Origin of the sequence: Psychrobacter sp. S1-30-MNA-CIBAN-0213, from assembly GCF_040309845.1 — a bacterium.
Taxonomy (GTDB): Bacteria; Pseudomonadota; Gammaproteobacteria; order Pseudomonadales; family Moraxellaceae; genus Psychrobacter.
The window spans coordinates 25,711-50,965 of record NZ_JBEOPE010000008.1; the positions used below are offsets into that span (position 1 = coordinate 25,711).

Consider the following 25,255-nt stretch of genomic DNA (forward strand, 5'->3'; position numbering starts at 1 on the left):
TACCAATAAATAGGGGCTATCAATGAAGATTTTAACCACTAGTGCGCTGGCTAGCATCCAAGACTCGGGACGATTCGGCTACCGAAGCATGGGCGTGGATAGAAGCGGGGTGATGGACAGCTGGGCTTTGCAAGCGGGAAATGCGTTGCTAAAGAATGATCTTAACGAGCCTGCTATTGAAATAGCTGTCGGTAGTCTCACGATACAGTTTGAAGAGGACGTCAGTTTTTGCTTAACGGGTGCGCTCTACGAGGCATATATAGATGATAAGCGCATTCCTTGCTATTGGCGTATTAATGCGCAGGCAGGGCAAACGCTTAAACTGCTGCGCCCATTACAAGGTATGTATAGCTATCTGTGTGTACATGGCGGTTTTGATATCGAACCGGTACTGCAATCGTCCAGCACCAATCTAAAAGCCAGTTTTGGCGGCTTCAAAGGTAGATACCTTAAAGCAGATGATGTTTTGAAAGTTAGTATAGCCTCAAGCTTGCCTGTTATAGGGGTGGCTCGCCTTGAGCCGACCAATATGATTAGAGTGATAAAAAACAGTGAATATGAGTATTTTACGTCTGCCTCAAAAACAGCGTTTGAATCACAGCAATGGCAACTGCAAAGCAGTAGCAACCGTATGGGCTATCGCTTGGATGGTACCCCACTTGAATTTAATGAACCTACGCAAATGACCTCGCACGGTGTCGATATCGGCATGATTCAAGTACCGCCACAAGGACAGCCGATTGTTCTGATGGCTGATGCGCAAACGACGGGTGGCTATCCTAAGATTGCGACGGTGATTAACGCTGATATAGGGCTCATGGCGCAAATTCGGTTTGGTAAAACTTGTCAATTTGTCGTCGTAGAGGTAGAGCAAGCATTGCGTGAGCAGCAAAAAAGACAACACTATATCGAGCAAATTAAGGAGTACGCTCATGAAAATTGATTTAAATGCCGACGTTGCTGAAGGCTGCGGACAAGACGATAAACTATTGACCATAGTAAGCTCGGCTAACGTGTGCTGTGGTTTACACGCCGGTTCTTATGCCGAGATGCTAACCACCTTACAGTTGGCAAAGAAAAATAACGTCAGGGTAGGGGCTCATCCTAGTCTAGACGATAGAGAGAACTTTGGTCGTACCGATCAAGTTTTGGACGAAGAGGGCTATCGTGCCTTAATGCGGTATCAGTTGGGAGCGACCAAAGCGCTTTGTGACTTGGTTGGTGTGCCTTTAGAGTATGTGAAACCGCATGGAGCTTTATACAACCAAGCCGCTGCCAACGAAGCATTAGCTGATATTCTGGTCAGTGAAATTAAGAATTTTGATTCCAATCTAAAAGTGATGGGTTTGTCAGGTGGCTATCTGATCAAGTCAGCAAAAAATCATGGTCTAGAGGCGATATCTGAAGTATTCGCTGATAGAAACTATGAGAAAGATGGTTCTCTGGTCTCGCGTAGCAAAGACAATGCCCTAATAACGGACACGGATGAAGCGACCAATCATGTCATGCAAATGATTACTGAAGGCTCTGTTACCAGCGTATGCGGTGAAAAGGTGCCGGTAGATGCCCAAAGCGTCTGCTTACATGGCGACGGCGAACATGCCATTCTTTTTGCTCGTGAAATAAAAAAGCAGTTAGAACTGAAAGGTATTGAGATATCAGCTTAATATTAGATTAATAATAGTTTGAACGACCTACTCTGTATAAAACAAGGATGTTTATGAGTACCTTAAAAAAACACAATACAGCTATTTTAGGTGCCGCTTTTTTGATGGCAACCTCAGCAGTAGGGCCAGGGTTTTTGACACAAACCGCCACTTTTACCGAAAGCTTGATGGCAAGTTTCGGTTTTGTTATTTTAATCTCTATCGTCATGGATATTGGCGTCCAGCTTAACGTTTGGCGAGTAGTAGCCGTATCCAAAAAGCGCGCGCAGGAAATTGCTAATTTAGTGTTTCCTGGAGTGGGCTATTTGCTCGCTTTCCTGATTATTGCTGGAGGCTTAGCATTTAATATCGGTAATATTGGCGGCGCTGGTCTTGGTATGCAGTCGATGTTCAATATCTCTCCTATTACTGGCGCACTGATCAGCGGTGTTATTGCTGTAGCTATATTTTTAGGCCGCGAAACTGGGCCTATTATGGATAAATTTGCCCAGCTCATGGGCTTTATTCTCATTGTTTTAATTATTTATGTGGTATTTAAATCAGACCCACCATTAGCAGAAGCTGTCACCAAAACTATTATGCCTGATAAGATTGATGCCGTCGCTATCGTTACTTTAGTGGGCGGTACGGTTGGTGGTTATATTACTTTTTCCGGTGCTCATCGATTGTTAGAAGCAGGCGTAAGCGGGGAAGAAAACCTAGACTCGGTGACCAGAAGCTCGGTCTCTGGTATTTTGATTGCCTCTGTTATTCGCGTCTTTTTATTCCTTGCCGTCTTGGGCGTGGTCTCCAAAGGTATTGCGTTAGACCCATCAAATCCAGCAATGTCGCCTTTTCAGTATATCCTAGGCAATACTGGTAAAGTTGTTTTTGGTATGGTGATTTGGGCGGCCTCAGTGACCTCTGTTATTGGCGCTGCGTATACTTCCGTATCTTTTATGACCAATTTTCATCCATTTATCGAGACCCATAAACGCTACTTTATTATTGGTTTTATTGTCATCTCGACATTCGTCTTTGCCACTATCGGCAAGCCAGCTCAGGTACTCGTATTAGTCGGAACGTTAAATGGCTTAGTATTACCTATTGCTATGGTGATTATCCTTATAGCCGCCTATAGAAAAAATATCGTTGGCAATTACAGGCACCCTATTTGGATCGCTGTCTTTGGTTGGATAATTGCCATTGCGATGAGTATCCTAAGTGTGATGACTATCGCTCAATATCTCGGCATCAGTTAAGGGGTTTATTATGGATATAGAACAAGTGGCACGGGTGGTTAAACTCGTTGAAAGCAGCCAATTATATAAAGTAACGATTGAAAATAACGGGCAGTCAGTTACAGTAGTGAATAACGTAAACCAGCATGAGATTGCCAGCCCTGTAAAGACAAAGGCTGTTCAAGATAGTACGTATAAAAACAGTGCAGATCAAAATGCTGCAAACCTTGATAGTGCTCTATCACAGGTGCGCGCGACGCATGTTGGACGGGTTTATTTAAGTGAAGATGGGGCAACAGATCATTTAGTGAGCAAAGGTGACCACATCGAAAAAGGTCAAACGATTTGCTTTATTGAGGAATTGACTCGTTTGCTACCTGTGGTCAGTGACAAAGCAGGGGTTGTGAGCGATATATTGGTTGAGAATGGGCAAATTGTTGAATATGGGCAGCCTGTTTTTAATCTAAAAATATAAAAAAATTAAAGTGAGAGAATAGTCCTTATTAAGGCTATTTTTTATATTTGGTTTAACTCTTTTTGTTAGGCTGCTTGATAGGAAGTATTCTAAGTTATGTAGTACATTTTGAGCTAGGTGATTAAAATCTCTTAAGTTTAAATGTGTGGATTTGACAGTAAGGATCCATCACGGAGGCAGGTAGTATTATGTATAGTTGATATACATAAGTGTCATAGTTTTTACCCTGTTAGTTTTATAAGGTGGATGACGGATTTATCAATAGTATCTAAAACAGGGATGTATGACATCATGGAAAACGAAACGATATCAGATGTAAAAGGAGTGGTAACCCAACAAGAATGGGATATGCGAGTCAACCTTGCCGCTTGCTATCGACTGATTGCCTTATATGGTTGGGATGATTTGGTCTTCACACACATCTCAGCGCGAGTGCCAGATACCGAGGATGAGTTTTTAATCAACCCTTATGGTTTATTATTTGAAGAGATTACTGCCTCAAACCTTGTCAAAGTGAATCAAGCTGGCGAAAAGATATTATCATCAGCCTACGATATCAATCCAGCAGGATTCACCATTCATAGTGCGGTACATGATGCTCGCGCCGATGCTCACTGTGTCATTCATCTACATACCAGTGATGGGGTCGCCGTCTCTACTCAAGTGCAGGGCTTACTGCCTATTTCTCAGCAATCATTATTTCCGTTATCTAACTTGGCCTATCATGATTATGAAGGGATAGCACTAAACCCTGCAGAAAAAGTGCGACTAGTCGATGACCTTGGCGATGCCAACTTTATGATTTTGCGTAATCATGGCCTGCTAACTTGTGCGAGCACCGTTGCCGATGCGTTTTTATTCATGTACATCATGCAAAGAGCGTGCGAAGTACAAATCAAAGCCCAGAGCGGCGGCAGCGAGTTGACACATATACCACCGCAAATACTAGCTGGTATTCAAGCGGCATCAAAAGCAGTCACTAAAGAGGCTAATGGTGATATCGCTTGGCCTGCGTTATTAAGGAAACTACGCCGTACCGATCCATCATTTGAGGAGTAATGATTGATGATCACTCTGAATGAATGGCAGCAGCAGGGACAGCTTGAATCTATCAATGGTCAGCAAATCTTTACTCGACAGGGTGGGGATAAAAGTGCGCCGGTATTATTATTGATTCACGGCTATCCTAGTGCGAGCTGGGATTGGGAAGGGATGTGGGAGGCTCTGACTGATTGTTATTATGTTATCACCCTCGATATGTTAGGCTTTGGTTTATCGGCTAAGCCCAAAAATGCACGCTATCTTATTACTGAGCAAGCAGATATTTTTCAGAGTTATTTAAATAAGCTAAAGGTCAGTAACTATCATATTTTGGCTCATGATTATGGCGATACAGTCGCTCAAGAGCTGCTGGCAAGACAGGTCGACAGCAATGACGGTAGTGGTAGTCACGAGCCGCGTATTGCTAGTGTCTGCTTTCTAAATGGTGGCTTATTTCCTGAAACTCATAAACCCATATTAATCCAAAAATTATTACTATCACCACTAGGGTCTTTAGTAGCTAAACTCATTAATAAGCAGAAGTTCGCGGACAATTTACAGCGAATCTTTGGGCCAGCAACCCCGCCAACTCAAGAGGTGATTGATACGCTATGGCAGCTATTAAACCATAATAATGGTCTAGCAGTGATGCATAAATTGATAGATTATATCCCTCAGCGCAAGCAGCATCGTGAACGCTGGGTAGGAGCTATTATCAATAGTGATGTTCCGGTAAAATTAATCGACGGCGCTAAAGATCCCATCTCAGGTCAGCATATGATCGATCGTTATCGTGAATTAATTCCCAATGCCAATGTGACTGAAATGCCAGATCTAGGCCACTATCCACAGATTGAGGATGCTGATGCTATTACTGCTGCGTATCTACAATTTAGAGAGCATATTAGCTAAAGAGTTATATAAAAAAAGGGTGCAGAATATAATGAGATGGTATGTAAGACTAGGTTTTGAAGAGAGGTATAATGGCGTCAAATTATAAAGATAATATTGGATATTTTTTATAGTATATTTTCTAGAATTTAAGCAATAAAAACAATAATAGTCTTCAATAGATTGGCTCAGATTAGGCTTGTTATGCATGTTGATTTGGCGCAATATACAATTTGACTTGTATCATTATTCATTATTCATTATTCATTATTCATTATTCATTAAGGTATGGGCTATAGACCCCACCTCTGTTTTTAGTGTCAATCAGGGCGACAAGGCATTACTTATATTTTGTAGCTATTACTCGATTTATCACTCTAATCAAACTATAAACATAGTTACTTCTAATGGGTTATCTTATAAATTATTATGATATCGAATCCATTTACTCGCCTTATCAATGTTTGGATTGCTATTCTTGTTATAGTATTACATGGTGTCACTGTATGGGCTATGATATCTATGGATAGTCCTGAACGTCCTATGATAAATGCTCCCGAGCCTAAGACAATTCAATTAGAGTTAATAACATTATCAGCACTATCCAACGAAAAACCTGACGTAAGACCAAAACTCAAGTCCGTTTCTCAACCTCAAAAATCATTGCCACCAGTACAAGAAGTAACTGAGCAAACTGAAAACATCAAACTTACCAAATCTGCCAAGCTAGCACCAGTATTAGAATCTGAACCAAAAGCAAAACCTATAGAACCTAAACCAAAAGCAGAACTATCAAATTCAGTAGAAGACTCTGTAATAGCTACAGAAGAACCTCAGTTAAATCAAGAGACCAAGGATTCTTCATCAGAGCAAAAACTAGTAATAACAGAATCAAGAAAAACATCGAATGCCACAGATGAGGCAGAGTCAGATCTATCCGCGATGATTCTGGCCGTGACAAAACAGTTCAATCGCGAACAAGCTATGCAGCAGCAATCCGTTCAAAGTCAGTCTAATAGGAAACGTATCGAACAAGATAAATTACAGCTGCAAGCTGTTAATGATGCCGTCGCCAAAGTATTAGCAGCAGACCAAGCGAACGAAAAAAAACCTGAACAACCAGCTCTAGAGGATAAGATTGATGAGAGTAGTGAAGTAGTACCGTTTTTGGAAGAGCAAGCCAATTGGCTTGACGAATACCAACCTAATACAAGCCTTCCGCTGCTAGTATGGCGCAATACTACTGCCCGATCGGGTGATATCTTTAATGTATTATTGGAGCTATATGTCGATAAAAATGGTCACATTACTGAGGTGCAACTGCTCCAGTCATCCGGTAATGTAATCATCGATGCGGTAGCAATGATCCAAATAAGAGAAGGACAGTTCAATCCATTTCAAAAAAACGGTGTGCCAGTAAATGCTACTGTACCTATGCAATTAAGTTATGAGATGCCTTAGCAATAAAGAATATTCTGCTTTAGACATTTTTATAAATGGCTCTTTTTAGTTGAGATAATTAAGCTCTAATACTTGAGCGCTACACTGATAAGTTGGTAGCGCCAATAACTAGTAGCGCCTATAAGTTTTAGAACCCGATTAAAATGCCCGCTGAAAAAACCACCATAATGCAATTAAAATACTAGCTAGCGAACCTGCATAAAATATGACTGTTTTATAAAAACGCGTATGCCGTAGTAATAGCGCTATCGGAAATACTAAGGCGATAAATACAAGTTGGCCTAGCTCTATCCCTATATTGAAACTCAATAATGCTAGTACGCGCTCGCTAGTGGCTAGTGGCAAATCTACGAGTACATTAGCAAAACCAAAACCGTGAATCAGTCCAAAAACGAATGCCAGATAGACGGCGCGTACGCGTAGCAGGGGCACTAAATTGTTTAATGCTGCGAACGCTATGGATAGAGCGATTAAGGATTCAATAAAGCGGGCAGGTATACTGACGATCTGAAGCGCCGCTAAACTTAAGGTAATTGAATGCGCTAACGTGAATGAGGTTGCAATCCAAAAGACTTCAAGTAATGCCGCTTGCGGTTTAGTGACGGCAATCAAGGCTTTTTGCTTACGTAAGTATACTGCAGGGATCAGCAGTACAAATAAGAATAATAGATGATCCCAACCAATCAACAAGTGATGTATGCCACTTTTCAAAAAATTCGTTGCCGTGAACAGCCAGCCAGATTCAGTCCCCGAACCTAAAGGGGTTTCTCCTACAGCCAGCACTTGAAGAGGTGTTTCATCACTAGCCCCCGTTAGGATTAAGCGATGATTGGCATCGATACCTGCTAAGATCTGATAGTTAAGATTATCGATTGGGGTCGCACAGTTTATCTCAAAGTTTGTGTATAGGTAGTTAAACCCGCCGCGTGTATTAATCGCCAATGGTGCAAAGCTTGTTATATCACAGGTTTGAGTACCAGCTTCTAACTTTACTTGGGATTCGATTAGCTGCTTTATGAGTGGCGTTTGCGATTTTACCTCTAGCCAACTTACTTTATGATCTTGGTTTGAATCTATATCTACTAGCAAAGCAAGGTCGCGTAGTGACAACTCATATTTAGCATTATAATTAATATTTGCTGCGGCTTTGGAATTGCTCGTTTGAAGGTTCAAGTAAGCTGTACTAGATTCGTGCGCCTGTAGTGCCGTGCAAGTCATCGCTAGTAAAAGCAGCGTCAAGTAACGATAGCTATGACTCCAAATGCGTCTGCTAAGTGCGCTCATAAAGGCTTATCCTTGCTTGAAGTTTGCATGCCTGAGGGTGGGCAGTTCAAACAGTCACTAATTTTACCCAAACGTAGATCGCGCTCAAGTGCTGGATATTCAAACTGAGTGTCTTTTATGAATTGGCGTATAACTTCAATGTCTTTTTGGCTGCCAGCTTGGATAGCTGCTTTTGTATAAATCTCAATATCAGCCGTTTCGCGTTGCTGTTGCCAGTTGTTTCGAGCCAACTGTAGTGCCGAGTCGATTTGATTAGCAAGCATGGCGTAAGTAGCTTGTTCACGCATATGTGCATTTTCTTTGCGTATTTGCCATACCTCAATACGTTCTTCCATGAGCGCTAAGTTTTGTTTAGATTTAGGGTCACGCAGTTTGATTTGAGCCGTGATGAGTCGCAACAACAACGCATCTTTATCAGTATGAGTTTTAAGCAGTTGAATTACTTCTTGATACTCTCCGTTACTCAATAACCAGTCAGCGCGAGCCATGAGTGCAGGTACAGTTTGAGCATCCATAACGCTAAAAACTTCATCAGCAAGAGAGGTATCTTGGCTTCTTAATGCCGCGTCCGCTTGAATGAGATATATCCAGCGTGCTGTAGATGCATCAAGTTGAGGTGCAATAGAAGCTAGATTATTTAGAGTTTGTTTTGCCTGTGTGATCTGACCAGTCATGCTCTGTATTTGAGCCTCGCATGCTGCACGGTAGACACTGAGTGATGAATCATTAAGCTTTTTGCAGTAACCCATGGCTTCCTCAAACTGACCTTGAACAACTAACAGAGAGGAGAGAGTCAAAAGGGCATCTGGATTAGCAGTATCTTTACTTAGTATCTGTTTTAACAATTCTTTTGCTTCAGAGAACTTATGATCTGATTGTAAAGCCCGCGCTCGTAGCATGAGTGTCTCTATGCTTTGATCTGTTGTTTGATCAAGTTGCGCTCTTGCTTGGCCTAGTGCGCGTGGATCGCCTTGCAAGTAAGCACGTTCTAATAGCTGGCTAGTCTGTTCAGGATCATTTGTATTTTTGCTAGACGAAAAATCGTCTGAGCTGAGATAGCGTGCAGGCGGTGAATCTGAAGGTAAGGTTTCAAGAATCTGTTGGTCATCTTTAGGAATAAAAGGGGTGGCATAAAGTAATTGACTGCTTATGATTAATAAACATAGTAATCCGATAAGTTGCTTAATCCATTGCATAAATTCTGTCCGTTCAAAACATAAAGAAACACCTGAACAGTAGCCTGATCAGGTGCTCGATTTACCTCATATCAGACTACAATGAGGCGTTGGCGTCCGTCACAGCGACAGGTTCTGCCAAGTTGGCTTCGGGAAGTATAATCCGATCGATGTCTTGCGGCTCATCGGTGTTTACATCTCTACTGACGTCAATCACGGTAGATGTCCTGCTAACCGCCAATTTCGCCTTAGCTTGATCTATCGCTACTTTGCTATCAGTCCGATCCTGTGAGTTAGAGTTGTTATTATCGTTAAAGCAACCAGAAAGAGCGGCCGATCCGGTGACTAATACTGCTAAAAGTACATAGCGCATCGTATTTCTCCTTGAGTTAGATTCAACTTATCGGCTACCTGGATTAGGGGTGGTTAGATAAGGAAAGACTGAGTCAAACTCGGTAGCGGGTTTAAGTGCACCATCAGTAAATAGAGCTTTTCCGGCCTTGGCATCAGCAGGGACACAGGTAACATCTGCTGGTAAGCCCGCGTGACATAATGCACCCATAGATACTCTTAAGGCAATATCGGTTACATCATCTCCAGGTCTTCTGCCATTCGGAAACCCTGCAACATCTTTGCTATTGGCACTAGGTCGACCATCGTTTTGACCAGGAATGATACTAATGACACCTAAGTCGTTTTGATTAGCAGCTGCTACTGCAGGTGTGCTGGTATTCAAACGCAACATATCCGCTGGTACAACTTTGGCAGGTTTATTGATAGTCGGAACACCTGTCAAAAAGGCAGTGACTAAATCTTGACGTGGAAAATTAGTTGGCGCTGGTGCTTGTGGGTACAAAGTCTGAATCAACGCAGGAAGCGTAGGATAAAAGACATAAGGCGCAAATTTAGCCACATCATCTTTTGGTTCTGAGGCATTAAATTTGTCTTTGTCCTTAAGACCGATTACAACTTCGTTGACCAGTGGCATACCGAGTCTTGAAACCTGAGTCCATGCACCGCCTTTTTTTGCTGTGGTACTAATACCAGATTCAGGAGAAGGATTTACTAAAGTCGCCTGACGGACACTAGCGGTCGTCCAAGCTCCAATTACTGGATCGTTACCAGCTGAGTTGACTAAGCACGCTTTAGGAACTTCCAACGCAATTGAGGTAATGTTTTTACCTGCCAACACGTTCGTACCGGCATTACGTGCACCCAATGGGTTTAGGTTAATCAGATCAAACACCTTACCTAAATCGATAGCAAAGCTTTCAGCACGTTGACCGACGAACACTTTACCTTGCCCACAGCTACCCATGTTCAAAGTTTTGATAAAGCCTTTTGCATACGTTGGGTAGTCTGCAAAAGATTTAGTACCGATATAGTCAAACGGCTTGTTAAAATTCCCCAGCGAAGTACGCGAGCCGCTGCGGCGATCGCCTTTAACCATCGTCACTTCGTAACTCTCGCTAGTTTGTACATTAGCGGGGTTTGAAGCATCACCAGCATTAGACAAAGGAATCGCAACGTTTGGCGTTGATGGGTTACCGTCTGAGTCAATTTCAATGCTATTTAACTTTTGGTTAAAGTCAAACTGGAATGTGAGATCTTCGACCGCATCGCCATTGTTGTCGATATGAATCTCATACAGTGCATCGGCGTCTAGGGCGAAGTAATTGGGTCCGCCGTAAGCGTCTTGAAGTGGTAAGTAGTTAGCAATAATCGTGACATAATCTGCACGATTATTCTCATAACTATTAAACATATAAAAGTCAGTGGCATCGACTTTAGGAGTTTTAGTGATAGAAGGGGCTTCACGGTGGCTAGATGCCACAGCGCTTGCGCTAATGCACAATGCCATCGCTGCTATTAGAGCCTTAGTAGTATGTTTCATACGAAATCCTTGTAGAGAAACTTGAGGGGTACTGGCTGCTAAAATAACTTAGTATTACGTATAATTTATAAGTAACTTAAACTAAACTATTCTTACGACAAATTAAACTAAACTATACGTATAAGCAAGATTTTAGTTAGGAGGGTGTGTACAAGATAATTAAGAATAACAGCCGAAAAAACACTCGTTACATTGTAATTTGTTCATCATAATCTAAAAATATATGCTCTTTACGATCTATAGATTTCTCAGAAGTTAATAATAAAAAATTTTCTGATCCTATAAAAATTAGGGGATGGTAGATTTTTACAGATAGTAGAGTTTAATCAACACTTTAATTTTAATAATAAGTCCAATATAAATAATTCGTTATTAATGAAACGTTTAGCACCTTCTATATTGTTGTCTAAAGTGAATTTTATTCAATTATTTTTATATAACATGAAAAATTAAACCGATGATAAGCGCTAATTTATCATCAATTTGTTCTCAGTTTTGGTTGAAAGCGGTAAGGATGTACACAAGTACTATCATTAACCGTCTAGTAGATTAATAACAGTATGGAATAATAGGGATCGTTCTTTTATTAGATCTTAACAAGTTGATAAGTAGAAATTACTGAAGGATTGATCTTTCAAAAGTATCACATGTGAATTGATGAGCTGTGCTGTCAAATCCGTAAATATTAACTTAGGAGATTTTGATTATGCAGCCTGACGATAGGAGTCAAACCACATTTGTCTTGGCACTTTATAGCTTAGAACCTTTTGGACCCTAGTACCACTGCGAGCACAGCCCTCATTTTGCGTTGGGGCAAAGCAATGCCTCGCTTTATCCATCCTCATTTAATATCTCTCGTTCCTCTTCAGATATTTTTAATTGCCGTTTAAGTTACTTGATTCCTTCAAGAGCTGCCATAACTTCAGTATAATGTGGTTCTATACTATATCTCTGGATTTTCTTAGTCATGGTAAACTACTCGTCGAGTGGTCAGTTTACCAGGTTCATCTTTACGATTTTTTCAGCATGGCTCAATCTCTAAGTGATTAAAAATTACTTATTTAATTAAGCAAACACAATAAAGCAGCCATTTCATTAACTTTGTACCACCATACGCCTTTAATAAGAAGAGTTTATTATGCCAAACCAACGTCCGTTGTATATTCCCTTTGCAGGTCCTGCACTGTTAGAAACCCCTTTACTAAATAAGGGTAGCGCTTTTTCATCAGAAGAACGTGACAGCTTTAATTTAACAGGTTTATTACCTCACAACATTGAGATGATTGAAGAACAATCATTACGTGCTTATCATCAACTTCGCTCATTTACTAGTGATATGGATAAGCATATTTACTTGCGTAATATACAAGATACCAATGAAACCTTATTTCATCATTTGATTGAGCAGCATATTGAGGAAGTTATGCCGCTCATATATACACCAACGGTTGGGCAAGCTTGCGAAAAATTCTCACAAATTTATCGCCGTAAACGTGGTTTGTTTATCTCTTATCCTGAGCGCCATAAAATCGATGACATGCTGCAAAATGCCACCAAACAAAAAGTAAAAGTGATTGTTGTCACTGATGGTGAACGTATCTTGGGCTTGGGAGATCAAGGCATTGGAGGAATGGGCATTCCAATTGGCAAACTGTCGTTATATACGGCCTGTGGTGGTATTAGCCCGGCATATTGTCTACCAATTTTGTTAGACGTAGGCACCAATAATCAACAGTTACTTGACGACCCTATGTACATGGGTTGGAGAAATCCACGCATCTCTGGTGATGAATATAATGAATTTGTAGACTTATTTATTCAAGCGGTTAAACGTCGTTGGCCAGAGGTATTATTACAATTTGAAGATTTTGCTCAGGAAAATGCGACACCATTATTGAATAAATATCGTGATCAGCTATGTTGCTTCAATGATGATATTCAAGGGACCGCTGCTGTTTCAGTCGGTACATTGATTGCAGCGTGCTTGAATAAAGGTCAGAAACTTAGTCAACAAAAAATAGCATTCTTAGGTGCAGGATCTGCGGGTTGTGGTATCGCCGAACACATTATTCGCCAAATGCAGCGTGAAGGATTAACGGAAGAACAAGCCCGCAGCCAAGTATTTATGGTTGACCGTTATGGCCTGCTCACTGATAGCATGACAGAGCTACAAAAATTCCAAGAACCGTTGGTACAAAAAGAATCAGATATTGAAAGTTGGGATAAAAGTAAGAAACTCGGTTTAGCGCAAGTGGTTAAACAAGCAAAAATAACGGTATTATTCGGCGTAAGTGGACAAAAAGGTTTGTTTACCCAAGAGGTGATCGAAACGTTATGTACTAATACTGAACATCCAATTGTATTACCGCTTTCAAACCCAACGTCTCGTGTTGAAGCAACACCGCAAGAAGTCACTAATTGGAGCAAAGGTAAGGCAATTGTTGCAACCGGTAGTCCTTTTCCTCATACAACTTTTGAAGGTCAGACTTTCGAGGTCTCACAGTGTAATAACAGCTATATTTTCCCCGGTATTGGCCTAGGTGTTTTGGCATCGCGTGCGACAGGCATCAGCGATAATATGTTAATGGCTGCAAGCCAAGCACTTGCAGATATATCGATGGAATATGAAAAAGCACCAGGTGCAGTATTACCTCCAATTAAAGTCATTAGAGAGATCAGTGAAAAAATAGCCTATGCAGTCGCACGACAAGCGATTGAAGATAAGTTAGCATTACCTGTCACGGCAGAAAACCTAGAGCGTCGATTAAAAGCTAATTTTTGGTTACCTAAATACCGTAACTATCGTCGTACCTCTTTCTAGCGGTTAAAAAGTAACTGCTAGAAAGCACATAAAAGAAGTACCTATAAAAAAGCCGAATGTTATTGAAAATAGCATTCGGTTTTTTAGTACTTATATTAGTATTAATCTTTAGATAATAAAAAACCCTTACAAGCCAATGACTGTAAGGGTTTGAATTTGGTGGGCCCAGTAGGACTTGAACCTACGACCAAAGGATTATGAGTCCTCTGCTCTAACCAACTGAGCTATGGGCCCTAACGTTAGACGCACAATGATACCTGATTTTTTTAATTTTTCAAGTAAAAGATAACAACTAAACGATATTATTTAGCTATCGTCACTTGCTTACTAAATATTACCACCAGCTAGGGTCAAACTACGACCACCATCTACGTTAATAATCTCTCCTGTGACATAGCTGGCCTTTGCCAAATACAACACGCTTTGGGCAATATCATCTGGCGTACCAATCCGCTGCATAGGAATAGAGTCGATGATACTGTGCTGCTGTGTGTCATCAAGTGCTTGGTCGCTATCGGCATCAGGCAATACGTTTACCCCAGGTGCAACGCCATTAACGCGAACATAAGGCGCCATATCTAGCGCAAGAGACTGTACCATCATCCGGTGTGCTGCCTTTGCCATATTATAGACAGTGTAGTGCTTAAACGGTTTATTATGAGCGTGAATATCAAGTAAGCTAATGATGCATCCATGCTGCTTTTGTAAGTAAGGTAAAAAAGCTTGGCTAAGTAATAATGGCGCCTTGGCATTGGTCAAAAACAGCTCATCCCATTGGTTATTGTTAATATCACTGAGCGGAGTAGGATAAAACCTTGATGCGTTATGTACTAGCACATCAAGCTGTCCAAAATTATCTATAACGGATTGGACGAACTGAGTTAATAAACTGCCATCGTTGACAACTGCTAAATCTGCAACGATAACCGTAGCGCTATTATTACGGATTTCATTAAGCTGAGCTGCTAGGGTCTTTGCTTCTTGTTTACTACGATGACAATGGATAATGACACGATAGCCTTGATGATGCGCTGCCCGAATAATAGCTGCGCCAATACGCTTGGCGCTACCAGTAACGAGCATTACAGGGCTACCATTATTAGGTCTTACTGTAAATTCAACTGTCATAAAATAAGGTTTCCATCATCTAATCGTATTTCGTTTAATCAAAACGGTTGTGAGCTATGATTATTAGATTGCTCCATAGTAACCAAATGCGCAACACGTGCCTCATTTAACGCTCTGCCAATTGCAGCGCCTTTAATATCTGGAGCAATGGCTTCCATACCGATGGCATGAAAGCTGTTTAATGCGAGCATCATTTGGCGGTGCTGACAGGCTAACTGCAATACGTGACTGGTTACCAATAGCTGTGAGAGCTTATTAGGTTCTTTGTGGGCGCTACAGGCTTGGATAAGGTCGATTTTCTCAGCTGCAGTCAAGCCATCTATGGTGTTCAGTTTGCTGGCTTGTTGAATGAATAGGGTTGCAAACTGAGTGGGTGCTTTAGGTACTTTGGCGCTGTTACCTATAGAAGTAATGGCTTTTAGAGCAGCTTTTTTCTCATCATCCGTAACACTAATATTTAGATGAGATGATGGAGTTTTAGGGTCAGGTTTGGAATCGAATAACGATAGATTAAGGCTAGCCATCAATAGCGCCCAACGCTGGGATAAGTTCAATTGCATTTGACCAGCAAAGTACAGCGCCGTCTGCACTGTTTCTCGTATATGTACATTGCTCCAAGCATGATGCAATGGCACAAAGTACTCAGCTAAAGCACCGATTGCATACAGCTGCTCCCAATAAACCTGAGGAGAGCTCTGCATCGTTGCACGGCTTGATTCTTGCCAAATGCGTTCAGCACTTAAATGCGCAAGCTCACCTGAATCGACCAATTGGCGCATGAGTGTGATGGTTTCCTCAGCAACCTGAAAGCCTAAGCTGTAATAACGTCCATAAAAGCGCGCGACTCGCAGCACCCGTAGTGGATCTTCGCTAAAAGCCTCCGATATATGACGTAAGGTCTTGCTTTGGATATCATCGAGTCCTCCGTGATAATCGATCACTGCACCTGTGAGAGGCGTGTCGTCGGTTAAACTGGTGACTTCAATTGCCATCGCATTGATAGTTAAGTCGCGGCGCTGCAAGTCTTCCTCTAAGCTGACATCAGGGCTGGCATGCACACTAAAACCTTGATAGCCATGACCAAGTTTGCGCTCAGTACGTGCTAATGCATACTCTTCCTGAGTAGTTGGATGCAGAAATACCGGAAAGTCTGCACCTACTTGCTGAAAGCCCGCTGCTAGCATCTCATCGACAGTTGTGCCAACCACCACAAAGTCTTTATCTATAATAGGACGACCTAACAGCTGATCACGAACTGCACCACCGACGAGATAGACTTGCATTGGAGCCTCTTTTATTTGCTAGATAAATTTTAATAACATAAATTTTGACAATGTTTTTATTGGATCAAAAAAAACCAGTCAATACCATTTATTACAACGGCATTGACTGGTTTTAGTATAGCAGACTGCTACTAATGATGATTAATAGTAGTAAGCCGGCTTTAGCGATATCATTATAATTATCGACCGTTTTCTAAGTCTTGAGCTTCGGTTACAGCAAGGGCTGTCATATTTACCACACGGCGAGCAGTCACTGATGGAGTCAGGATATGTACAGGCTTGTTAGCACCTAACAAGATAGGACCAATAGAAGCACTGCTTGTTGCTGTTTTGAGCAAGTTAAAGGCAATATTTGCTGCATCAAGCGTTGGCAAGATGAGCAAGTTGGCAGCGCCTTTTAGAGGGCTTGATGGCATATCTTCTAAGCGGATATGCTCGTTAAGAGCGGCATCACCTTGCATCTCACCATCAAAGTCAAAGTCTACATTCATCTCACTCAGTAGCTCATAAACTTTGCGCATTTTAACAGCACTGGCACGATTAGAGGTACCGAAGTTTGAATGTGAAACTAAAGCAACACGAGGTGTAATACCGAAACGGCGTAATTGATCAGCAGCCAACACTGTCATTTCAGCTAATTGATCGGCAGTAGGATCTTCATGGATATAAGTATCAGCAATAAAGATATTGCGGTCTTGCATTAAGACAGCATTCATCGCATAAAAGTCTTTAACGCCTTCTTTTTTACCGATAACGTTTTGAACATACTCTAAATGCAGTTGATAGTGGCTAAACGTACCACAAATCATACCTTCAGCATCACCATTTTCAACTAACAATGAGCCAATTAAAGTGGTTTTGCGACGGACATCGCGACGTGCAAGCTCGATACTAACACCGCGACGTTTGTTCTTCTCGTAATAGCCCTGCCAGTAGTCTTTATAGCGCGGATCATCATCTTGGTTAATAATAGTCATGTTTACGCCATCTTGTAGACGTAAGCCAAGCCTTTTGATATTGGCTTCGATCACTGAAGGACGTCCGACCAAGATAGGTTTTGCCAGCTTCTCATCAACGACGACCTGTACGGCAAGAAGGACATTATTGTCTTCACCTTCACAGTAAACGATACGTTTTGGATCTGATTTGGCGCGAGAGAAGATAGGCTTCATTACAAACGCTGAGTTATAAACAAACTCAGATAAGCGCTGACGGTAAGCATCAAGATCATCAATCGGTAGAGTCGCAACACCTGAGTCCATAGCAGCTTTGGCTACTGCAGAGGCAATCTCAATGATTAAGTTTGGCTCTAGCGGTCCTGGAATGAGGTATTCACGACCGAAGCTTCTCATGCTTTCGATGTCTCTGACGTTTTTAGTTGGTGTCGCTTCGACATGTGCCATCGCTGCAATCGCACGTACGCAAGCGATTTTCATCTCTTCGTTGACGGTCGTTGCACCTACATCTAGTGCACCGCGGAAGATATAAGGAAAGCATAATGCGTTGTTAACTTGGTTTGGGTAGTCTGAGCGTCCGGTTGCCATGATGACATCTGGACGTACTGAATGCGCCAATTCTGGCATAATTTCAGGTGTTGGGTTGGCTAGGGCAAAGATGATAGGGTCTTTTGCCATACGGCGAACCATATCGGTGCTCAAGATGCCAGGCATTGACAAGCCTATGAACATGTCCACATTGTCCATCACATCATCAATGCTACTGGCATCAGTGTCACGAGCATAACGTTGTTTTGACTCGTCAAGGTTTTCGCGACTAGTAGTGATAATTCCACGTGAGTCAGAGACAAAGATATTATTCTGATCCACACCAAGTGCACAGATAATGTCTAAGCAAGAGATGGCAGCAGCACCAGCGCCTGAACAGACAATTTTAATCTCTTCAATCTTTTTGCCAGTTAGAATCAATGCGTTAAGCATGGCAGCCGCAACAATAATTGAAGTACCGTGTTGATCATCATGGAAGACCGGAATTTTCATACGCTTGCGCAATTCGCGCTCGATTTTAAAACATTCAGGCGCTTTAATGTCTTCTAGGTTGATACCACCAAACGTTGGCTCAAGAGAGGCCACTGCTTCGATAAATTTATCAGGATCATTTTGATCAATTTCAATATCGAAAACATCAATACCAGCGAATTTTTTGAATAATACCCCTTTACCTTCCATCACTGGTTTTGAAGCCAATGGACCGATATTACCTAAACCCAGTACAGCAGTACCGTTGGTAATAACACCAACCAAATTGCTACGTGCAGTATATCTAGCGGCTGCTGTTGGGTCTTTTTGAATTTCAAGGCAAGGAACTGCAACACCTGGCGAATAGGCCAAAGCTAGGTCGCGCTGATTAGCGAGCTGCTTGATAGGAGTTACCGAAATTTTACCAGGTCTTGGAAATTCATGATAATGCAAAGCAGCTTGTTCGAACTGCTCTTGATCTGTATTGGGATTATCCATATTCAAATTGGTATCGTCATTCATAATAATGGCCATTGTTGGAATAAATTGAAATAAAACAAAGTGTGATAAACAAAATAAGTTAACGCTTGACCCTAAAAAAATCGTTGAATATGAGCTCCAGCAATTACTAGATTGAGGAACTACTAACAAATTATTAAAAGGCAATGCACAGTTGAAAGAGCGTTAATCTGTGATTAGATGGCATCGTAAAATAGAAAGCTAGTAAACATAGCTATTCTAGCATTATTGACAATTAGCTGCCTAGAGCGTGCCCTCAATCTGAACGAACGAACTTTTAATGGGCTAAAAATGGCTATATTTTCGTCAATCTTTGAAAATTTCTAGACAATATGTTCATATTCTCTGCAAAACTTCCTTTGATTGACAAAAATCTATCTCATTTTTATCACCATTATCAAAATGAGGACACGCCCTAGTCAACCATAGCGAAATGCATAACTTATATAATAAATTGATAACGAACATTTAGCCAGTTGATAGTGATAAATAAAGTAAAATTTACAATATATATGCAAGATTGTGACTATTGTTTTTCAAAACCAGTTTGGTTGTTGATTATTAACCAAACTGGCTATGATTATTGGTTTTAAATTTATCAAAAAAATATGGTTATTTATGACGAACAGCTAATTGGCATTTGCGGCGCATGAGGCGCAGGGGGACTGCTATCAAGTGCTGTCGCGATATCCTGTACAGTATAAGGGCTGGCGAGCAGGTCATATAACCGCGCTACCTCCTCAAACTGGCCTTGTTCAGCAGCAGTAATAGCCCGCTGAGCCATACTATTACGTAATACATAAACTGGATTAGTCGTTTGCATCTCATTAACAACTTGTTCAGTAGACAGTGCTTGCGATTGCTCTAAATAGCGCGCAGACCAGTCTTGCCAAACTTGTAATGCTTCACCTTGCAATTCATGCGTCAAGGTAGCTAATAATTGCTTCTCATAAGGGTGATTCTCTGGAGATACTAAACCTAAGAGTGCACGGAAGCTATTGGTATAATCAAGTAAGTTGTCCTCTAACAAGGTTAGCCACTCAAAAGCTAAGCTTAAACTTTCTTTTTGATGCGCTAAGCCCAACTTGCGGCATAATCCTTGTTGATAGTGCTGCATAAAGGTGGCTTCATAAGGTGCTAAGCAATCTGATAAGGCCTCACGCGTCACTCCTTCTAATCGCATAAAGTGTGGCAACCAGATGTTGAGGTTCCAATGTCCAATAGCGGGCTGGTTTTGATAGGCGTAGCGTCCGGTATGGTCAGAGTGATTGTTAATCCAAGCAGGATCAAAACGTTCCATAAAGCCAAATGGACCAAAGTCTAAGGTGCTACCAGTGATGGATAAGTTATCAGTATTCATCACCCCGTGAGCAAAACCAATCAGCTGCCAGTCAGCTATCATACGTGCGGTACGCTCAACGACGGCTTGCAAAAATGCTAGCACTGGCGTTTCGCTATCACGGCATTTTGGATAATAAGTATCAATCATATAATCGGTAAATTCACCGAGCAAATCAGGGGCAAAGCTTGCAATCCATTCTATGTGACCTAAGCGAATATGACTATCCGCTACCCGCATCAAGGCAGCACCTGCTTCCATACGTTCGCGGCGTACAGGCGTATCGGATACGACAAAGCCCAGCGCATTAGAGGAGGGGATACTGAGCTGGTTGAGGGCATGACCACATAAATACTCACGAATAGTACTGCGTAAGACTGCACGTCCATCACCCATCCGTGAATAAGGTGTCAGACCAGAGCCTTTAAGGTGCAAGTCTTGCAATTGGTTATCATTGTCTAGTACTTGTGCCACGAGCAAGCCGCGTCCATCACCCAATTGACCTGCCCATTGTCCAAACTGATGACCTGCGTAGGCCATTGCTAAAGGCTGAAACTGAGCAGGTACATACCGACCCCCGAGAATCTCAACCCAGCGTGCCATTAAATCTTTGTCATCTATCCAACCAAGCTGCTCTGCCACTTGGGTATTAAAATGCCCAGCACGCGGATTTTCTAGCGCTGTTGGTGGCTGCTTGTGATATAAACGTGGGTCTAAATTGACATAGGTATTTTGATAGCGCATACGTGCTTTTCCTATTGAGACTGACTAAATATGAATAATAATGGTGATATAAAAAAACAATAAATCTACTATAACATAGCCCTAGTGCTACACCTGTGCACTCTGTCCATGTCTTGTAATTTATCTTGAATTAATCACTGTGATAGAATGGCAAATTACTTTGATGATTTGCAATTGTAGCTTTTGCTTAAAATCCAATTTCCAATAAAATATTTGACTCGCTGTACTCATATTGAATAAGTCTATATTGGCTGAGCTTATATCAAATTTTGATAAAAATTCACAAAAAAATCCCCCTATCTTTTGCAGAGAGGGGGATGAGGTAGCATTATCATGAATACGCTAATTAATAATTAGCTAGCCCATTTTAGGCGGCTTTTTTATTATATCCAATCGAGCGAAAGGCAATCTTCAAGTTGTCATTATGCTCATGGATTTTCTGTTCAATCTTAGCATACTCAAGTTTGAGCTTGTCATCGACTTCATGCAAGCGATCTGCAAATTCAGTCTTTTTCATCTCAACGGCTTTGGCCTTTAGTGCCTGCCATTCTTCTACAGTTTGCGTAAAGGCATCGTATTCAAACTTGATGCGATCTTGGAAGCTTTGCATGACATGCGGAATATCAATGCCGCTTGCACTTACTGTATCGATCTGCTGTTGAGCTTGTTTAAACTGCATTTGAACTTCAGCGTGCTTAATCGTCGTATCATCAACTGTACGAAGCTCAGTCGTCAGACCAAATTTAGATAAGCCAGCAATCAACCATTTAGTAGGGTCATACTGCCACCATTTCACACCGTTACGATAATCGTATTGGAAGAAGTGATGATAGTTGTGATAACCCTCACCCCACGTAAAGATAGCTAAAATGAAGTTATCACGAGCAGTGTTGGTATCAGTATAAGGACGCGAACCAAACATATGGCATAACGAGTTGATAAAGAAAGTAAAGTGATGAGTCAATACTAAGCGTAGCAAACCTGCTAGTACTAAAGTACCCCAAACATCACCCAATAACCAACCAACAGCTGCTACTAAACCGACGTTCGTCGCTAGCACCCAAAGACCATAATATTTATGCTGAATCTGAAGTACTTTATCTTTGGTCAAATCTGGAATGTTTTTGTAGTCAAACTTACCGCTTGGATAGTTACGTAGCATCCAACCGATATGACTAAACCAAAAACCACGCTTAGGTGAGTACGGATCTTCCATACGGTCATCGACATGACGGTGATGGCTACGGTGACCAGAAACCCAATCAAATGCAGAACCCTGTACTGCTAATGTTGAACCAAGCAATAAGAAGTTTTTGACTACTGGATGTGCTTTATAGGCACGATGCGAGAGTAGACGATGGTAGCCTGCGGTGATGCTGATACCTGTCCATACCATAAAGGCACCAAACACACCCCAAACAGGTGCACTGACTTGATGGGTGAACAAGTACCATGGAGTAATGATAGCAGCAGCAATAGGCGTTGCTACTAGTATGGTCGCCGGTATCCAGTTGATTGGCGCCTTTTTAAACTCAAGTTCACGTAAATCGATGGTTTGGTCATTCATGGAGACATCGCTTTGCTCAGCAACGTTTGAATAGTTGCGTTTAGCGGTAGGCTGCTCATCGAGCGCAGCTTTTGCTTTAGCATTATCAAACCAAGTCTTAAAACGCGTCACCTGCGTGGTTGCGTTATCCAAAATGCTGTCACCAGATTTGATAGCGAAACGTAAGCCTTTAAGCGGTAAGCCCATTGCTTTTTTTGCAATCATATAATATTCCTAGCGGTATTAGTTTCAGCCCCTATATTAACCTAAAAAGAGACGAAAGTGAACGGTTATGCACTAGAAAAATCTTAATAAATAACAATAACTTGTATGAGTTATTAGATATTATATTGTAAATACCCTGCTAACTATCAGGAATTAGGTGAAAGTGTAAGTTCTGCTAAGATTATGTTAAGTCGCTATATGGCATAGAGTTATATCAGTAAGTGTGAAGAGTGGTTTTTGATGGCTTTATATCAATTATGTTGGCATGTCATAGCAATTGTGTTGGAATATCTGTGATAATCACATCAACCTGCCATTTTACAAGTTGCTTCGCTACTTCAATGTCATTTACTGTCCATGCACTCACTGGTAAACCGTGCCGATGAGAGTTTTGGATAACCGACTGCGTAATGAGCGGATAATATATACCAAGCCGGGTACAGCCCAATTGCAAGGCAGTATTAGGTGCTGATGCAAGTAATTGTGGCATACGTACTAATAAGCCCCGCGGGATATGTGCGAGTGATTTATTACGTTGAAGCTGGGCGAGAAGTTGGACATCAAAGGTGGTTAGAACGATAGGTAAACTGGCAAGTGGCGTATCTACTAGATAACGTGTCAGTGCCTGTATTAATTTGGAATAATTTGTGCGGTCATGGGTTTTAATCTCTAGCTCAATATGAGTAAATTGAGTCAAAGTAGGGATGAGTATTTTGGGCTTTTGAGTAACAGGTATTAAATACTTAGATAAACTTGATTGAAAAAGAACAGCTTTAGAGGGATAAATCATTGATTGAGCTAACATATCTAAAGTAATGATTTTATGCCCTGATTGTAGTTGGCGTTGAATCTCAACCAAACTGAGCTGATCTACTCGTGACTGCAAGCCACATAATCGTTGTAACGTTTCATCATGAAATATTATCAAATGACCATCTGCAGTCAGCTGTACGTCAAACTCTACCCCTGCCAAGCCACGTGGCTGTAAACCATACGCATGCTCAAAACCATATAGTGTATTTTCTAACGCTTCACTACGTGCGCCTCGATGACCTAAAAGCAGCGTATTATCAAGTTTTATCATAAATGCCTGTTATCAATTGTTTCTTAGCTCAATAGTATGATGCCTCGTAAAATTTTGCCAAAAAATATAAAAACTGTGTGGTACGAATTTAAACAGTTTAATTTTAGAGGGCTTAGCAAAAATAGCAATTATCATCAACTCAGTTAAGATAATAAGCCAGTTAAGCTATGAATATCTTAATGAATGTTTGTTGCGTTTTTGCAACTAAAAACGTCTTTTATGGTCCTTGATAGATTTTATTTGTATATCAATGGTCTACATTACTGACCAACAGCTGTAAACCTCGTATAATGGCCTGATTTTAATATTGGTCTTACATAGCTATCATGGCTGTATGATAATCTAGATAGCAATACTGTCCATCGTTGACGGTGCAAATGAGTAAATCGGGAGCAAAATAGATATGAGCGTAGCGAATAAAAAATGGATGAAATGGCAGAAAGCTGCTGGTATTAGTGTGATATGTGGTTTAGCTATTGCTGGGTGTGATCGTTCGGATAAAGAAGACGATACTGCCGAGACAGCAGAGGTGACAACTGAGCAACCGGCAGCCAATGATGGCACAGTTGTTCCTGCTATTAGCTGTGATAACCCAATGGTACAAGATCGTTTGAAAATCTCCCTAAAAAATATGCTCAATCAGCAGGCACAGACATTGGCTGCTAATTATGCAAACGATGCAGAAGTAAGTGTAAACACTGGTGCTATCAGTGATAAGGTTAACAGTATTTTAATTGATGTACAAAATGCTGCAATTTTACAAGAAGCCAATGCTAATGGTATGACGACCTGTCAAGCAAGTGTCAGCATGACGTTGCCAAGTGAGGATTTATATCAAGCTAGCCAAATGCGTGCTGCTAATAACCAGCCAAGTTTGCAGACTAGTCTCGCGCAAGACAATATTCGCATTAATAATAATATGCTAGTCGATGATACGTTTACTTATGTCGTTGGTGCTCAAAGTGGTCAGATACAAGTACGTATCGCCGGACAGCCAGCCTTAATTACCGTAGTATCTGATGTGATGGCAGGCTCTGTCTTAAAATCAGTTGTGGATGAGCAAATAGCTAAGCGTCAAGCACAAGAAGCTGCTCGTCGCCGTGAAGCTGCGCGCAAAAACAGTGAAAACCAAGTAAATCGCCAGCCAAAAGCTGTAACCCCAGTTGAGCCAGTGCGTCCAGCTAAACCTGCTACGCCGTCTAAACCTGCTACGCCGCCTACTATTAATCAAGGTAATAGCCAAAGTGGTGCTCAAGCAGTAGAGCTACCTAGTGTTGACGCTAAAGCACCAGTAACGCCAGAAGTACCAAAGATCGTTCCTAAAGATGAAAGCATTGATATGGTTATCGTTGAAGATGAAAACGCTACTTATTAACAGTTAGCACTACTTTTGAGCTAGATGATAATTATTTCAAAGTTAGTTATTTAAAAGCTTAGATAAGAAAACGCCCGCAACCATAATAAGTTGCGGGCGTTTTACGT

The 25,255-nt window shown here is 41.3% G+C and carries 19 protein-coding genes and 1 tRNA gene; 9 read left to right on the forward strand and 11 right to left on the reverse strand.

Annotated features, from left to right (window positions below):
* Nucleotides 1-22: 22 nt before the first annotated feature.
* The 7 genes from AAEY87_RS09080 (at nt 23) to AAEY87_RS09110 (ending at nt 6,755) form a co-directional block, all read left to right on the forward strand.
* Nucleotides 23-943 carry a 5-oxoprolinase subunit C family protein gene (locus tag AAEY87_RS09080; RefSeq protein WP_350656907.1) on the forward strand — a complete coding sequence of 307 codons (921 nt, stop codon included), beginning with the start codon at nt 23-25 and terminating at the stop codon, nt 941-943.
* On the forward strand, nt 933-1,667 hold the full coding sequence (gene pxpA / locus AAEY87_RS09085; RefSeq protein ID WP_350656908.1) for a 5-oxoprolinase subunit PxpA: 735 nt from the start codon (nt 933-935) through the stop codon (nt 1,665-1,667). Before AAEY87_RS09080 ends, pxpA begins: the two co-directional genes overlap by 11 nt.
* 53 nt (nt 1,668-1,720) lie before the next feature.
* Entirely contained in the window at nt 1,721-2,908 is a 1,188-nt protein-coding gene (locus AAEY87_RS09090) for an NRAMP family divalent metal transporter (RefSeq protein ID WP_350656910.1), read from the forward strand.
* A 10-nt stretch (nt 2,909-2,918) separates the two neighbouring features.
* Nucleotides 2,919-3,362, forward strand: coding sequence for an acetyl-CoA carboxylase biotin carboxyl carrier protein (locus AAEY87_RS09095; RefSeq protein ID WP_350656911.1), 444 nt, complete (start codon nt 2,919-2,921; stop codon nt 3,360-3,362).
* Nucleotides 3,363-3,608: 246 nt separating this feature from the next.
* Nucleotides 3,609-4,421 (forward strand): class II aldolase/adducin family protein, encoded by an 813-nt coding sequence (locus AAEY87_RS09100; protein ID WP_350656913.1) that lies wholly within the window; start codon nt 3,609-3,611, stop codon nt 4,419-4,421.
* Between the two features lie 6 nt (nt 4,422-4,427).
* Nucleotides 4,428-5,315, forward strand: coding sequence for an alpha/beta fold hydrolase (locus tag AAEY87_RS09105; protein WP_350656915.1), 888 nt, complete (start codon nt 4,428-4,430; stop codon nt 5,313-5,315).
* A 501-nt stretch (nt 5,316-5,816) separates the two neighbouring features.
* Nucleotides 5,817-6,755 carry an energy transducer TonB gene (locus AAEY87_RS09110; protein ID WP_350656916.1) on the forward strand — a complete coding sequence of 313 codons (939 nt, stop codon included), beginning with the start codon at nt 5,817-5,819 and terminating at the stop codon, nt 6,753-6,755.
* A 138-nt stretch (nt 6,756-6,893) separates the two neighbouring features.
* On the opposite strand, the gene AAEY87_RS09115 is transcribed toward AAEY87_RS09110, so the two are convergent.
* The 4 genes from AAEY87_RS09115 to AAEY87_RS09130 all read right to left on the reverse strand — a co-directional run bounded on the left by AAEY87_RS09115 (nt 6,894) and on the right by AAEY87_RS09130 (nt 11,108).
* The gene (locus AAEY87_RS09115) at nt 6,894-8,039 is read right to left on the reverse strand and encodes a HupE/UreJ family protein (RefSeq protein ID WP_350656918.1); all 1,146 of its coding nucleotides are present in this window, start codon (nt 8,037-8,039) and stop codon (nt 6,894-6,896) included.
* Nucleotides 8,036-9,235 carry a tetratricopeptide repeat protein gene (locus AAEY87_RS09120; protein ID WP_350656920.1) on the reverse strand — a complete coding sequence of 400 codons (1,200 nt, stop codon included), beginning with the start codon at nt 9,233-9,235 and terminating at the stop codon, nt 8,036-8,038. Before AAEY87_RS09120 ends, AAEY87_RS09115 begins: the two co-directional genes overlap by 4 nt.
* A gap of 76 nt (nt 9,236-9,311) precedes the next feature.
* Entirely contained in the window at nt 9,312-9,587 is a 276-nt protein-coding gene (locus tag AAEY87_RS09125; protein WP_350656922.1) for a hypothetical protein, read from the reverse strand.
* A 27-nt stretch (nt 9,588-9,614) separates the two neighbouring features.
* Entirely contained in the window at nt 9,615-11,108 is a 1,494-nt protein-coding gene (locus AAEY87_RS09130; protein ID WP_350656924.1) for a DUF4331 domain-containing protein, read from the reverse strand.
* 1,138 nt (nt 11,109-12,246) lie between these two features.
* Here AAEY87_RS09130 and AAEY87_RS09135 point away from each other — a divergent pair.
* On the forward strand, nt 12,247-13,929 hold the full coding sequence (locus tag AAEY87_RS09135) for an NAD-dependent malic enzyme (RefSeq protein WP_350656926.1): 1,683 nt from the start codon (nt 12,247-12,249) through the stop codon (nt 13,927-13,929).
* Nucleotides 13,930-14,086: 157 nt separating this feature from the next.
* Here the strand turns inward: AAEY87_RS09135 and AAEY87_RS09140 are convergent.
* The 7 genes from AAEY87_RS09140 to AAEY87_RS09170 form a co-directional block, all read right to left on the reverse strand.
* A tRNA-Ile gene (locus AAEY87_RS09140) sits at nt 14,087-14,163 on the reverse strand.
* A 93-nt stretch (nt 14,164-14,256) separates the two neighbouring features.
* The gene (locus AAEY87_RS09145; RefSeq protein WP_350656928.1) at nt 14,257-15,057 is read right to left on the reverse strand and encodes a pteridine reductase; all 801 of its coding nucleotides are present in this window, start codon (nt 15,055-15,057) and stop codon (nt 14,257-14,259) included.
* Between the two features lie 38 nt (nt 15,058-15,095).
* Entirely contained in the window at nt 15,096-16,340 is a 1,245-nt protein-coding gene (locus AAEY87_RS09150; protein WP_350656930.1) for a tRNA nucleotidyltransferase/poly(A) polymerase-related protein, read from the reverse strand.
* A gap of 179 nt (nt 16,341-16,519) precedes the next feature.
* Nucleotides 16,520-18,838, reverse strand: coding sequence for an NADP-dependent malic enzyme (locus AAEY87_RS09155; RefSeq protein ID WP_350656932.1), 2,319 nt, complete (start codon nt 18,836-18,838; stop codon nt 16,520-16,522).
* A gap of 613 nt (nt 18,839-19,451) precedes the next feature.
* The gene (locus AAEY87_RS09160; RefSeq protein WP_350656934.1) at nt 19,452-20,918 is read right to left on the reverse strand and encodes a protein adenylyltransferase SelO; all 1,467 of its coding nucleotides are present in this window, start codon (nt 20,916-20,918) and stop codon (nt 19,452-19,454) included.
* Nucleotides 20,919-21,285: 367 nt separating this feature from the next.
* On the reverse strand, nt 21,286-22,485 hold the full coding sequence (locus AAEY87_RS09165; protein WP_203226524.1) for an acyl-CoA desaturase: 1,200 nt from the start codon (nt 22,483-22,485) through the stop codon (nt 21,286-21,288).
* Between the two features lie 472 nt (nt 22,486-22,957).
* The gene (locus AAEY87_RS09170) at nt 22,958-23,773 is read right to left on the reverse strand and encodes a glycerophosphodiester phosphodiesterase (protein ID WP_068327122.1); all 816 of its coding nucleotides are present in this window, start codon (nt 23,771-23,773) and stop codon (nt 22,958-22,960) included.
* A 403-nt stretch (nt 23,774-24,176) separates the two neighbouring features.
* On the opposite strand from AAEY87_RS09170, the gene AAEY87_RS09175 reads away from it, so the two are divergent.
* Nucleotides 24,177-25,148 carry a hypothetical protein gene (locus AAEY87_RS09175; protein ID WP_350656935.1) on the forward strand — a complete coding sequence of 324 codons (972 nt, stop codon included), beginning with the start codon at nt 24,177-24,179 and terminating at the stop codon, nt 25,146-25,148.
* Nucleotides 25,149-25,255: the final 107 nt, after the last annotated feature.